This window comes from Bifidobacterium sp. LH_413 (genome assembly GCF_056357015.1).
In genome coordinates this window covers 731,955-744,637 of the sequence record NZ_JBKEVK010000001.1, presented here as the reverse complement: position 1 = coordinate 744,637, position 12,683 = coordinate 731,955, and the positions used below count along the sequence as shown (strand labels likewise).

The 12,683-nt window shown below is 67.3% G+C and carries 10 protein-coding genes; all 10 read right to left on the bottom strand.

The annotated features are described in order from the left end of the window. The gene (locus AC1AYN_RS02845) at window positions 1–615 is read right to left on the bottom strand and encodes an ATP-dependent Clp protease proteolytic subunit (protein WP_101623121.1); all 615 of its coding nucleotides are present in this window, start codon (window positions 613–615) and stop codon (window positions 1–3) included. Between the two features lie 165 nt (window positions 616–780). After that, window positions 781–2,082, bottom strand: coding sequence for a chloride channel protein (locus AC1AYN_RS02840; RefSeq protein WP_476532318.1), 1,302 nt, complete (start codon window positions 2,080–2,082; stop codon window positions 781–783). A 151-nt stretch (window positions 2,083–2,233) separates the two neighbouring features. Continuing rightward, window positions 2,234–3,601 (bottom strand): trigger factor, encoded by a 1,368-nt coding sequence (gene tig / locus AC1AYN_RS02835; RefSeq protein WP_476501832.1) that lies wholly within the window; start codon window positions 3,599–3,601, stop codon window positions 2,234–2,236. Window positions 3,602–3,652: 51 nt separating this feature from the next. Then, entirely contained in the window at window positions 3,653–4,921 is a 1,269-nt protein-coding gene (locus AC1AYN_RS02830) for an HRDC domain-containing protein (RefSeq protein ID WP_476501833.1), read from the bottom strand. 43 nt (window positions 4,922–4,964) lie between these two features. After that, the gene (locus tag AC1AYN_RS02825; RefSeq protein ID WP_476501834.1) at window positions 4,965–5,615 is read right to left on the bottom strand and encodes a DUF3000 family protein; all 651 of its coding nucleotides are present in this window, start codon (window positions 5,613–5,615) and stop codon (window positions 4,965–4,967) included. A 63-nt stretch (window positions 5,616–5,678) separates the two neighbouring features. Beyond that, a complete protein-coding gene (pflA, locus tag AC1AYN_RS02820; RefSeq protein WP_476501835.1) occupies window positions 5,679–6,557 on the bottom strand; it encodes a pyruvate formate-lyase-activating protein in 879 nt (292 codons plus the stop codon). 141 nt (window positions 6,558–6,698) lie between these two features. Further along, the gene (gene pflB / locus AC1AYN_RS02815; protein ID WP_476501836.1) at window positions 6,699–9,074 is read right to left on the bottom strand and encodes a formate C-acetyltransferase; all 2,376 of its coding nucleotides are present in this window, start codon (window positions 9,072–9,074) and stop codon (window positions 6,699–6,701) included. A 208-nt stretch (window positions 9,075–9,282) separates the two neighbouring features. Further along, window positions 9,283–9,489, bottom strand: a complete 207-nt coding sequence (locus tag AC1AYN_RS02810; protein ID WP_476501837.1) for a hypothetical protein — start codon at window positions 9,487–9,489, stop codon at window positions 9,283–9,285. 51 nt (window positions 9,490–9,540) lie between these two features. Next, a complete protein-coding gene (locus AC1AYN_RS02805; protein ID WP_476531930.1) occupies window positions 9,541–11,238 on the bottom strand; it encodes an NAD+ synthase in 1,698 nt (565 codons plus the stop codon). Between the two features lie 69 nt (window positions 11,239–11,307). Beyond that, window positions 11,308–12,561 (bottom strand): M20 metallopeptidase family protein, encoded by a 1,254-nt coding sequence (locus AC1AYN_RS02800; RefSeq protein ID WP_476531929.1) that lies wholly within the window; start codon window positions 12,559–12,561, stop codon window positions 11,308–11,310. Between the last annotated feature and the right edge of the window lie 122 nt (window positions 12,562–12,683).

Below are 12,683 nucleotides of genomic sequence, written 5' to 3'. Positions count from 1 at the left end.
TCACTCTCCCTTCGTCATCGAATCGTGCGTGGTGATGATCTTGTCCACGAAACCGTACTCCAGCGCCTCGGTGGCGGTGAACCAGTGGTCGTACTCGTTGTCGCGGTAGATCTCCTCGACCGTGTGGCCGGTCTGCTCGGCGGTCAGCTCGCTCATGGTCTTCTTCATGTCCATGATGAGCTCGGCGTTGATGCGCACGTCGGTGGTGGTGCCGCCGATGCCACCGGACGGCTGGTGCATGAGCACGCGGGCGTGCGAGGTCAGGAAACGCTTGCCCTTGGTGCCGGAGCTCAGCAGGAACTGGCCCATCGAGGCGCACATGCCGAGGCCGACGGTCGCCACGTCCGGCTCGATGAGCTGCATCGTGTCGTAGATGGCCATGCCGGCGGTGATGGAGCCGCCCGGCGAGTTGATGTACAGCCAGATGTCCTTCTTCGGGTCCTCGGCGGCCAGCATGAGCATCTGCGCGCAGATGCGGTTGGCCATGTCGTCCTTGACCTCTTCACCCATCCAGATGATGCGGTCCTTGAGGAGCCTGTTGAAGATCGGGTCGGCGAATCCGGCGGCCGGTGCGTCGTCGGCCATGACCGGGAGGGTTGCAAGAGTGTTGCTCACCTTATTCTCCATTTCGAATACTGTCATAAACAGTATTCAAGCCTACCGCCTTCAAGCGACGGCGCGGCGCATTTGCGCCCGCTTTCGGCTCGACGCGTACAGGTTCGCGGCGGCGTGCGCGGCCGGGCGGACGGTGGCGGGCAGGGACTGGCGGAGCGGCCCCGCTCACCGTTTCCACGCGTCGAGCATCCGCTGCGACGTGAGCGCGGAGGCGGCGACGGCCAATCCGACCGGCACGAAGAGCGCGATGGGTGCCTCGGCGAGCTCCATGATGAGGCACATGGCCATGAGCGGCGCCTGCTGGGAGGCGGAGAGCAGCGCGGCGGCCCCGATGAGCGCGCACACGCCGACCGGGTCGCCGGGAAACGCGAACGACCAGAGGAGTCCGAGCGTCGCGCCCAACGTGGCGCCGAGCGCGATGCCGGGCTGGAGCACGCCGCCGGACGCGCCGGACCGAATCGTGGCGAGCGTCGTCACGGCCTTCGCGAGGAACGTGGCCGCCAACAGGCCGATGAGCGGCCAGACCTGCGCCGAACCGGCCCCGGAGCCGGCGGCAAGACCGTCGAAGCCGAGCTGGGCGGCGGCGCGGCCGTTGCCCATCACCTGCGGCGCGAACACGGCGACGAGACCGGTGGCGAGGCCCGCGAGCGGCATCTGCCACAGCAGCGCCCTGCCGTGCGGCTGGTGCGCGGTCGCCCACGAGGATCCCCGCCGGAACAGCGCGCCCGCCGCGCCGCAGGCCACGCCGCACAGCAACGCGAACAGCATGAGGCTCGGCGTGTAGTCGGCGGTCATGCCCGCCACGGCGTAGAACGTGTGGCGGCCCTTGACGAGCGAGGCGACGTAGGCGGCCGTCGCGGACATGCCCAACGCGAATCCGACCTTCTCGATCGTCACATCGGCGAGCAGGATCTCGACGGCGAAGAACATGCCGGCGAGCGGCGCGTCGTAGACGCCGCCGAGACCGGCTCCGGCGGCCACGGCGACGATCATGCGCCGGTCGGCGAGCCCCGCCTCGCCGCTTCCCTCCCCGCCGATGCGGAACAGGTCACAGAAGCGTTGGGCGAGCATCGCGCCGAGTTCGCGCGGCGCCACCTCGCGGCCGATGGACGCGCCGGATCCGACGATGAAGATCTGGAGCACGACGTGCACGACGGTCTGCCACCAGGGCATCCGCTCCCCCGCGACCGCCTTCTTGACGGACGGCACCTTCGTGGTCTTCGTACGCAGCAGCCACCAGGCCAGCGCGGCGACGGACAGGCCCACGGTCACGGACACGGCGCGGCGCACGGCCGGCACGTGGAACGGGCCGGGCATGGCACCGCTCTCCACGTAGCCGAGCATCACGTGCTCGACGCCGTACAGCAGCAGCGTGAGCAGTCCGGCCCCCGCGCCGATCAGCGCGCCCAGAACGAGCGTCGCGGCGACGAGCCATACCATGCGATCCATGCGGATCCGTTCGTGCATCGTCATCCTCTCTCCCTCACCCGGCCGCGCCGGGATCCCTCGTCGGAAGGAGCCGATCGTCGGCATGACGACCGGCATAACGAAATGGAGGCTTGGAACCCGGATGGTTCCAAGCCTCCATACGTCATATCACGCTAACGCGCGGCTATGCTCACTCGCCGTCCTTGGAGGACAGCTCGTCGGCGACCGCGGCGGCGGCGGAAGCGGCCTCGACGGACTCGGCCTCCTCCTCTTCGGCGGCGTCACCGAGGAACGCGGAGAGGTCGACCTCTTCGCCGTTCGCGGTGAACTTGACGGCGCGCATGCCGGCGAGCAGGCCCTTGGAGCGGCCGACTTCCTGCACGGCGGAGCCGAGCTGGCCGTTCTTGATAATCGCCTGGATGAAGGCGTTCGGGTCCATGCCGTACTGCTGGGCGATGGAGGCGAGGAAGTTGAACACGTCGGCCTGGGAGACCTCGACGTTCATCTTCTCGGCGAGGGTGTCGAGCAGGATCTGGTCCTTGATCTCCTTCTCGGCGCCTTCCTCGGCCTGCTTCTTCTGCTCGTCGGTGGCCTTCTCCGGATCCGGGGTGAGGCCCTTGAGGTGCTCCTCGACCGCGGCGGCCTTGACGCCCTTCGGCACCGGGATCTCGAGGCCCTCGGCCAGCTTCGCGAGGAACGCGTCGCGGGCCTCGGTGGCCTGACGGCCCTTGGCGTCCTCGCCGGCGGCCTTGCGGATGTCGGCCTTGAGCTCCTCGAGCGTGTCGAACTCGGAGGCCTCCTGGGCGAAGTCGTCGTCCAGCTCCGGCAGCTCCTCGGCCTTCACGGAGTTGACCTTGACCTTGACGGTGGCCTTCTCGCCCTCGTGCTCGCCGGCTTCCAGCGTGCCCTCGAAGGTGGTCTCCTCGCCGGCGGACAGGCCGTCGAGCGCCTCGTCGAGGCCGTCGAGCATGGTGTTGGAGCCGAGCTCGTAGCTCACGCCCTCCTGGGAGTCGACGGTCTCGCCGTCGATCTCGGCGGACAGGTCGATGTTGGCGAAGTCGCCCTTGGCGGCCGGGCGGTCCACGCCGACCAGGGTGCCGAAGCGCTGGCGCAGGGCCTCGAGGCGCTTGTCGACGTCCTCGTCCTTGACCTCCGGGGCGGCGATGGCGATCTCCATGCCGTCGATCTGAGGCAGCTCGATCTCCGGGCGGCGCTCGACGGTGGCGGTGAACTTGAGCTTGGTCTCGTCCTTGGCGGACTGCGGGACCTCGACGACGTCGAACTCCGGCTGGGCCATCGGGTGGATCTTCTTCTCCTCGAGGGCCTTGGAGTAGAGCTCCGGCACGCCATCGTTGACGGCCTCACCGGCGACGGCGCCGAAGCCGAAACGCTGGTCGATGATCTTGCCCGGAACGTGGCCCTTGCGGAAGCCCGGCACGTTCACCTGCTTGGCGATGTCCTTGCGAGCGGCATCGAGGTACGGGTCGAACTCCTCCGGTTCGACGGTGATGGTGAGCTTCACCTTGGTGGGTTCGAGGTTACGAACGCTGATCTTCACGCTAAACGCTCCTGAAAAGTTGTTTTTCCTATATCTGCCCGAAGGCAACCGTCACATTATAACGCGCGACACGGACGCTGCGACGAGTTTCACCTGCCAGTCGCGCGCGCCCTGCGCCGCGAGGAAGGCCGCCACGTCGCGCGACGCCGGGTCGTCGGTCCAGCACAGGTTGCGGATGATCTGCGGGCGGATGATCACGTCGGCGGGCGTGCGCGTGTCCTCCGCGATCTGGTTGACGACCTTCCGCACGCGCTTGAGCCGGGCGAGACGTTCCGGGCGACGCTCCCACATGCGCATGCCGCGCGGCGCGTTCGTCTCCTCGCCGTCGTCCCTGCCGCCGCGGGCGTCGCCATGGCCCGACGGCATGACCGGAAGCTCGTCGTCGGGCAGGTCGAGCGCCTCCTGGATGGCGGCCTTCCACACGGAGGGCTTCACGGCGCGCTGGATCGGCGCATACCGCTCGAACATCTTGTCCTGTTCGCCTCCCGTGTGCATGCGCACGCGCTCGTTGAGGCAGCGCACGGCGCGGAACTCGCGCGCGTTGTGCGGTTTGCGCTTCGCCGCCTCGATGATCGACGAGTCGGCGAGCAGCAGCGTCGGCGCGATGTCGTGGAGCCGGGCGAGCTCGTCCCGCTTCGTCCACAGGGCGCGCGCGACGGCGAGGGCGCGCGGGTCGCGGTTGATCTCGGTGATGTGGGAGATGCGCAGCCACGGCACGGGATGCTCGTGGCGGGGTCTGCCGGACGTGCCTTCGGCGAGGATGTGCGCGAACTCCTCCTCGGCCCACTCCTCCTTGCCGGCGCGTTTCAGGTCGGCGCGCATGAGCGACTCGAGCTCGATGAGGAGCTCGACGTCGAGGGCCGCGTAGTTGCGCCAGTCGTACGGCAGCGGACGATACGACCAGTCGGCGGCGGAATGCTCCTTGGCGAGCGTGATGCCGAGGTACTGCTCGGTGACGGAGGCGAGGCCGAAGCGGTGCAGTCCGAGGAGCCTCGCCGCGACCTCCGTGTCGAAGAGCCCGCGGGGCGTCAGCCCGATGTCGGCGAATCCCGGCAGGTCCATCATCGCGTCGTGGATGATCCACACGGCGTCGCCGACCGCGTCGTTGAACCGGTTCCAGTCGACGCCGGCGCGGGTGAGCGCGACCGGGTCGAGCAGGACGATGCCCGCCCCCTCGCGTTTGAACTGGATGAGCCAGTCCTCGTGCCCGTAGCGGAATCCGGACGCGCGCTCCGCGTCGGCGGCGAGAGGTCCGGACGCGCCGGCCAACGCCTCGCAGGCACGTCGGTAGCCTTCCGGCGTGTCGGTCAGTGGGGGCACGCCCCCACGCGGCTTGGATTGCAGTCTTGGTTCCGCTTTCGGTTCAGTCAACGTCCGTTTCCCCGTCGAAGAGAATGGTGGATTTGAGGAAGCGGGCCCATACGGACACGCTCGCTCCGGCATCATACGGCATGCCGTCGAACGTCGTGGGGGTGAAGGAGACGCGGATCTCGCATCCGGAGGAATCGTCGCGTCCGAGCGAGCCGAACGCGGTGTTGCGCGTGACGGTGACGGTGCCGCCCACGCTGTCCGGATCGACGCCGTCGAGATGGTCGCACATGAGGTCCCAGTAGAGGTCGGGGGCGAGCGCGTCGTCCTCGTCGTTGTCGAGCGGGAGCCGCGCGAACGCGACGCAACGCCAGCGTGATCCCCAGTCGTCGCGCGGCGTCGCGCTGTAGAGGATCATGATCCATCCGGTGGCGACGCCTCCCGGCGTGATGCCGTCGAAGGGGAAGCCCGCGTCGTCGTCGCGCGTGCCCGCCTCGAGTTCGACGCCGATGCCGTAGTCGGCGAGCGTCGAGGGGACGGGGATCTCGCGATAGCGTACGTCCCCGATGCGTCGCATGCCGCGGACCGATTCGACCGCATGCCATACGTCGTCGGGCACGCCGGCCGGCCGGCCCGGCAGTCCCGGACCGGCGTCACGCCCGGTGCGCGATTTCACGCCCGTGGGAAATGCGTAGATGTCGGCCATATCTCCAGCGTAGGTGCCCCCGCGCGCTTTCGGGGCATCGGCACGCGGGGATTTGGGGCGAATCTAGTACACGGTGAAGCCGTGCGCCTCGAACTGCTTGACGACGCGTTCGCGCAGCGCGGCGCTCGGGCCCTTCTGGTTCTCCAGCGGGTACGGGATGCGCAGCTCGTGCCACTTCGGACGGCCGAGCTGGTGGAAGCCGAGCACGTCGATGTGCTCCACCGCCCCGTCGAAGCTCTCGCAGATGCGCGCCACGTTCTCGACGTTCTCCTCGGAGTCGGTGAGTCCGGGCACGAGCACGAAGCGCACCCAGATCTTCTTGCCGGCCTTGGCGAGGCGCTGGCCGAAGTCGATGGTGGGCTGGAGCACGCCGCCGGTCACCTTGTGGTAGGTCTCCTCGTCGCCGGATTTGACGTCGAGCAGGCACAGGTCGATGTCCTCGAGCATCGCGTCGGTGTAGCTCGTGTTGAGGAAGCCTGACGTGTCGAGGCAGGTGTGCACACCCATCTCCTTGGCGGCGTGGAACACGCGGGAGACGAAGGCGGGCTGCATCATCGACTCGCCGCCGGAGAACGTGATGCCCCCGTGCGTGGCCTTGAACAGGTCCTTGTAGCGGTCGACCTTCTTGATCATCGCCTCGAGCGTGACGGGCTTGCCGTCGCGCATCTTCCAGGTGTCCGGGTTCTGGCAGTACTGGCAGCGCAGCGGGCAGCCGGACATGAACACGGTCATGCGCGTGCCCGGGCCGTCGACGGACGTGTTGATGTCCCACGAGTGGACGAAGCCGATGTCGCCGGACCTGAGCGCGGCGATGCGGTCGCGGCGGTCGAGGCCGATCGGCGATTCGAAGCCGGACAGGCCTCCCATGAGGGTCTGCTTGGCGTAGGTCTTGGATTCGCGCAGCATGTGGCGCGTGGTGGTGCGGAACTGGGTTTCGGGCATCGTCGTCCTCCTGTTCCGAGTGATGCACGGAATGATCGTAATCGTATTGGTTGTTGCAGTTGTCGCATAAGGAAGGGGTGGGACGAATCCCACCCCTTCATCGTTCTACCGCTTCACGCGGCCGCTGGTCTCCGACGGGAATCAGTCGGTGACGGCGCCCTGGTGGAAGGTACGGGAGATGACGTCGAGCTGCTGCTCCTTGGTGAGCTTGACGAAGTTCACCGCGTAGCCGGAGACGCGCACGGTCAGGTGCGGGTACTTCTCCGGGTGCTCGACGGCGTCTTCCATGGTCTCCTTGCGCAGGACGTTGATGTTCGCGTGGTAGAGGCCGTGGCCGTTGCCGGCGTCGAGGATGCCGACCAGGTTGCCGATGCGCTCCTCCTCGTCGCGACCGAGGCCATCGGGGGTGATGGTGTTGGTCAGCGAGATGCCGTCAAGAGCGTCGTTGTAGTCGATCTTGCCGACGGAGAACATGGACGGCAGCATGCCGTGGGAGTCCATGCCGTTCTCCGGGTTCGCGCCCGGGGCGTACGGGGTGCCCTTCTTGTGGCCGGACGGGAAGGAACCGGTGTTCTTGCCGTACTCGACGTTGGAGGTGATCGTCAGGATGGACTGGGTCGGGACGGCGCCGCGGTAGACCGGCAGGCGCTTGACCTGGCCCATGACCGTGGAGACGACCCACTTGGCGATGTCGTCGGCGCGGTCGTCGTCGTTGCCATAGATCGGGAACTCGCCCTCGGTGCGGTAGCCGACGACCAGGTCGTCATCGGCGCCCTCGACGTACTCGTACTCGTGGCCTTCGAGGTTCTTGGCCTCGGCGTTGGTGATCGGGTACACCTTGGCGTACTTGATCGCGGCGAGGGAGTCGGCGGCGATGGACAGACCGGACATGCCGCAGCCGAGGGTGCGGTACACCTCCTTGTCGTGCAGGGCCATCTCGATGGACTCGTACGCGTACTTATCGTGCATGTAGTGGATGATGTTCAGCGCCATCACGTAGGTCTCGGACAGCCACTCGAGGGCCTTCTCGTAGTTGTTCTTGACCTTCTCGTAGTCGAGGGTGCCGTCGGCCTCCGGGAGGATCGGGTCGATCACGCCCTTGTCGATGACCTGCATGCCGGTCATCTCGTCGCGGCCGCCGTTGATGGCGTACAGCAGGGCCTTGGCGGAGTTCACGCGGGCGGCGAAGAACTGCATCTGCTTGCCGACGCGCATCGGGGAGACGCAGCACGCGATGGCCGCGTCGTCGCCCCAGTGGCCGCGGATCTCACGGTCGGACTCGTACTGGATGGCCGAGGTGTCGATGGAGATCTTGGCGCAGAAGCGCTTGTAGCCTTCCGGCAGCTTCGGATCCCAGAAGATGGTGATGTTCGGCTCCGGGCCGGGTCCGAGGTGCTCGAGGGTCAGCGTGTTGAGCAGACGGAACGAGGTCTTGGTGACCAGCGGACGGCCGTCGTCGCCGAAGCCGGCGTCGGACCAGGTCGCCCAGTACGGATCGCCGGAGAAGATGGCGTCGTAGTCCTTGGTGCGCAGGAAGCGCACGATGCGCAGCTTCATGACGATGTTGTCGATGAGCTCCTGGGCGTCGGTCTCGGTGATCTTGCCGGCCTGGAGGTCGCGCTCGATGTAGCAGTCGAGGAACGCGGAGTTGCGGCCGAAGGACATGGCGGCGCCGTCCTGGGACTTGATGGAGGCGAGGTAGCCCATGTAGGTCCACTGCACGGCCTCCTGCGCGGTCTGCGCCGGGCGGGTCAGGTCGAGGCCGTACTCGTTGCCGAGGTTGATGAGCTGCTTGAGGGCCTTGATCTGCTCGTCGTGCTCCTCGCGGAAGCGAATCCAGTGCTCGATCTCCGGCTCGGTGAAGTCGTTGCGGTACGGCACGGAGTCCTTGTCGCGCTTCTTGAAGGCGATCAGCTTGTTCACGCCGTACAGGGCGACGCGGCGGTAGTCGCCGATGATGCGGCCGCGGCCGTAGGCGTCCGGCAGACCGGTGAGGATCTTGTTGTGGCGGGCGACCTTGATCTGCTTGGTGTACACGCCGAAGACGCCGTCGTTGTGCGTCTTGCGGTACTTGGTGAAGATCTTCTTGATCTCCGGATCCGGCTCCTTGCCGGCCTCCTTGATGGCCTGCTCGACCATGCGCCAGCCGCCGTTCGGCATCATCGCGCGCTTGCAGGGGACGTCGGTCTGCAGGCCGACGATCACGTTGTCGACCTCCGGGGAGTCGATGTAGCCGGCCGGGAAGGCGTCGATGCCCGCCGGGGTGTGGGTGTCCACGTCGTAGACGCGCTGCTTGCGCTCGACGGCCAGGTAGTTGTCGTCGAGGTACTTCCACAGGTGCTTGGTCTTCTCGGTGGCGGGGGCGAGGAAGCTCTCGTCGCCGGTGTACGGGGTGTAGTTCTTCTGGATGAAGTCACGAACGTCGATGTCCTTCTGCCAGTTGCCGCCCTCAAAGCCGTCCCACGCCTTCGCGTCGAGCTCTTCCGCGGTCAGTGCAGCAGATTCAACAGCTGTCATTTCCACTCCTTGGTGTTGTATCTTCCGACGCACCTTCGTCGTCGTTGTCTCCCAGTGTAACCGCCCGAAAATGGGAAAAGGCGCAAAACGGGCGTGACATATCTCACATTGCGTTATCGTTCACACGCCCGTTCCGCGCCGGTTTCCATCGGTTGCCGCAATCGGCGGCGGCCAGGGGGCTCACGCCCCGGAGCCGTCGCCATGGCCGCTACGCCTTATGCGGCCGGTCCCAGTCGAGGTTCCACTGCCGGTCCTGCTCCTTCCAGAGGGTCTCGCGGTCCTGGAAGATCTTCCACGCGTCGAGCGCGTCCTCGCGGGACTTGTACGGCCCCATGCGCTGCTCGATCGGGGATTTCGGCCCCTGTTCGGGTTCCCCGGTGACCATGTTGAAATACCATCGCGTGTCCTTCGCCATGATGATCTCCCTTCTGCAATGGCACGACTGTTTATTCGCGGTTACTCGCGGTTACTCGCGGAACGCGTTGGTGATCGGCAGGCGGCGGTCGCGTCCGAACGCGAGCGCGGTGACCTTCGGACCCAGCGGGTATTGGCGGCGCTTCCATTCGGCGCGGTCGACGAGACGCATCACCGTGTCGACGGTCTTCTCGTCGAAGCCGTCGGCGAGCAGGTCGGCGCGGCCGTGCGCGTGCTCGATGTACGCGGCGAGCACCTGGTCGAGCAGCTCGTATTCGGGCAGCGAATCGGAGTCCTTCTGTCCGGGGCGCAGCTCGGCGGACGGCGCCTTCTCGATGGAGGCGACCGGGATCATCACGCCGTTCTCGAGCGGCGTGCCCGGATCGCCCGCCTCGTTGCCCACGATCTTCAGGCCGCCTATGCCGACGCCGGCCGCGGCCGCCTTGTTGCGCCAGCGGGACAGCTCCCACACGCGCGTCTTGAGCAGGTCCTTGATTGGCGCATAGCCGCCGACCGCGTCGCCGTAGATCGTGGAGTAGCCGCAGGCGAGCTCTGACTTGTTGCCGGTGGCGACGGCGAGCAGCCCCTTCGAGTTCGAATAGGCCATGACGATGACGCCGCGGATGCGCGCCTGCAGGTTCTCGGCGGCCACGCCGTCGAGGTCGAGCTGGCCCTGGAACGCCTTGAACAACGGCTCGATGGGCTGCACGTCGTAATGGGCGCCGATGTTCGCGGCGAGGTCGGCCGCGTCGTCCTTGGAACCGTCGGAGGAGTACATGGAGGGCATGGAGATGCCGTGCACGTTGTCGCCGCCGACCGCGTCGGCCGCCATGGCGGCGACGAGCGCGGAGTCGATGCCGCCGGACAGGCCGAGAGTGACGCCGTGGAAGCCGTTCTTGGCCATGTAGTCCTTGAGGCCGAGCACGCAGGCGGTGTACACCTCCTCGTCCGGGTCGAGCTTCGGCGCGACCGTGGACTTGGCCTGGTGCACCTTCGCCGTGTCGAGCGTCCAGAAGGCGAGGTCCTCCATGAACATGGGGGCGCGTTCGAGCAGCGTGCCGTCGGCATCGACGACGAAGCTGCCGCCGTCGAAGACGAGGTCGTCCTGGCCGCCGACCTGGTTCACGTAGATGAGCGGCGCCTCCACTTCGGCGGCGCGGCGCTTCGCCAGTTCGAGGCGCACGTCGGTCTTGCCCTCCTCGTACGGGGAGCCGTTGATGGTGACGAGCGCGTCGATGTCGCGGCCGGCGAGTTCGGCGACGGGGCCGCCGTCCTGCCAGATGTCCTCGCAGATGGCGACGCCGAGGCGAGCACCGTCCACGTCGAGCACGACGGAGCGTTCGCCGGCCTTGAAGATGCGGAACTCGTCGAACACACCGTAGTTGGGCAGGAAGTGCTTGTCGTAGCCGGCCCACACGACGCCGTCGTGCAGCACGACGAGACGGTTGTAGGGCTTGGAGGTCTCATGGTCGGTGCCGACGGTGCCGACCACCACGTACAGGTCGCGCAGTCCCTCCTTCCTCAGGGATTCGGCGAGCCCGTTGGCCTTGTCCCATGCGGCCTGGCGGAACGTGCGGCGCAGGGCGAGGTCCTCGATCGGGTATCCGGTGAGCGTCATCTCCGGGAAGACGACGACCTTGGCGCCGTCGGCGGCGGCGCGGCGGCTGTAGTCGAGCACCTTGTCCGCGTTGGCGTCGAGCGCGCCGACGCAGGTGTCGATCTGGGCGAGTGCGAAGCGAATCTGTGTCATGTCTCCCTATCCTAATCCGTGGTCGTCGTCCGTCCCGTCAACGCCGTCCCGCGGCGTCATCCCGTCCCGTCAGCGAGCGGCACCGTCGCCGGAACCGGAACCCGGACCGGAGGCGCCGAGTTCGGCGAGCACGCGCAACGCGGCGTTCACGTAGAAGTCGACGAACGTGGGAATCGACGCGTCGAGGCCGACGAACCGGGGGCTGTGCCAGTCGGCGCATCCCTCCGCACCGTTCGAGCCGATGAACGCGAACACGGAGCGGGTCGTGCGCGCGAACTCGCAGAAGTCCTCCCCCGCCATGGACGGGCGGATCGTCTCCAACGCCGCGTAGCCGCGCACGTCGGCGGCGACGGCGCGCGCGAGCGGCGCGTCGGAGACGACCGGATCCTGGAAGTCGTCCCACGTGACGTCCGCCGTGATGCCGAACGCCTCCGCCGTATGCCCGACGACCGCCTTGAAGCGGCGTTCGGCGAGCAGGCTGTCCTCCTTGTGGAAGTAGCGCACGGTGCCCTGGAAACCGGCTTCGGCGGGCACGACGTTCCACACGCGGCCGCCGTGCACCTCGGTGATGGACAGGACCAGCGGATGCAGCGCGTTGACGTTGCGGCTGACGATGGTCTGCAGTTCGAGCACCATCGACGCGAGCGCCTCGATCGGACCGGTGCCCTTGTGCGGGTATCCGGCGTGCGTGCCGTCCGCGTGGAGCGTCACCTGGAAGCGCACGCAGCCGGCCATCATCGGCTCGACGCCGACCGCGACCTCGCCGGGCGCGTAGTTCGGATTGTTGTGCGTGCCGATGATCGCGTCCACGTCGTCGAGAAGCCCCGCGTCGAGCATCGCGAACGCGCCCTGGCCGGTCTCCTCGCTCGGCTGGAAGAGAATCTTCACGCTGCCGGCGAACCGGTCGCGGTGCTCGGCGAGCCAGAACGCGGCGCCGAGCAGTCCGGTCATATGCAGGTCGTGGCCGCAGCCGTGCATGACCCCCTCGTTGACGGAGGCGAACGGCAGCCCCGTGTCCTCGACGATGGGCAGGCCGTCGATGTCGGCGCGCAGGGCGACGCGCGGCCCGGGTCCGCCCTCGCCGCGGATGAGCCCGACGACACCGGTCTCCAACGGGTTATCGAGCACCTCCACGCCGTGCGCCTTCAACTGGTCGGCGAGGTAGATGCTGGTGTCGTATTCCTTGAAGCTGCGTTCCGGATGCGCGTGCAGGTAGTGCCGAATCGCGACGAGGTCCGGGTCGGCCTCGACGTGCCCGACGACGGCGGAGGCGGTGATGTCGGTTGCGTGGTCTGTGCGGTCTGTTGCGTTGCGTTCGCTCATACGCCCGATTGTAGGTCGTGCCCGCGTGGACGGGACGGATACGTCCGTCGACGGTTCCGACACCCGTTCCGCCCGTCGTCTCCCCTCACCTCCCTAGACTGGGATGCGGAACGATCCGATTC

Bases quoted from the DNA above. Each gene is read 5' to 3' on its own strand.
- AC1AYN_RS02825 (WP_476501834.1), bottom strand. From the start codon at position 5,615: ATGGCCGACATCTACGCATTTCCCACGGGCGTGAAATCGCGCACCGGG.
- AC1AYN_RS02800 (WP_476531929.1), bottom strand. From the start codon at position 12,561: ATGAGCGAACGCAACGCAACAGACCGCACAGACCACGCAACCGACATC.
- pflA (WP_476501835.1), bottom strand. From the start codon at position 6,557: ATGCCCGAAACCCAGTTCCGCACCACCACGCGCCACATGCTGCGCGAA.
- AC1AYN_RS02805 (WP_476531930.1), bottom strand. From the start codon at position 11,238: ATGACACAGATTCGCTTCGCACTCGCCCAGATCGACACCTGCGTCGGC.
- AC1AYN_RS02840 (WP_476532318.1), bottom strand. From the start codon at position 2,082: ATGCACGAACGGATCCGCATGGATCGCATGGTATGGCTCGTCGCCGCG.
- pflB (WP_476501836.1), bottom strand. From the start codon at position 9,074: ATGACAGCTGTTGAATCTGCTGCACTGACCGCGGAAGAGCTCGACGCG.
- AC1AYN_RS02810 (WP_476501837.1), bottom strand. From the start codon at position 9,489: ATGGCGAAGGACACGCGATGGTATTTCAACATGGTCACCGGGGAACCC.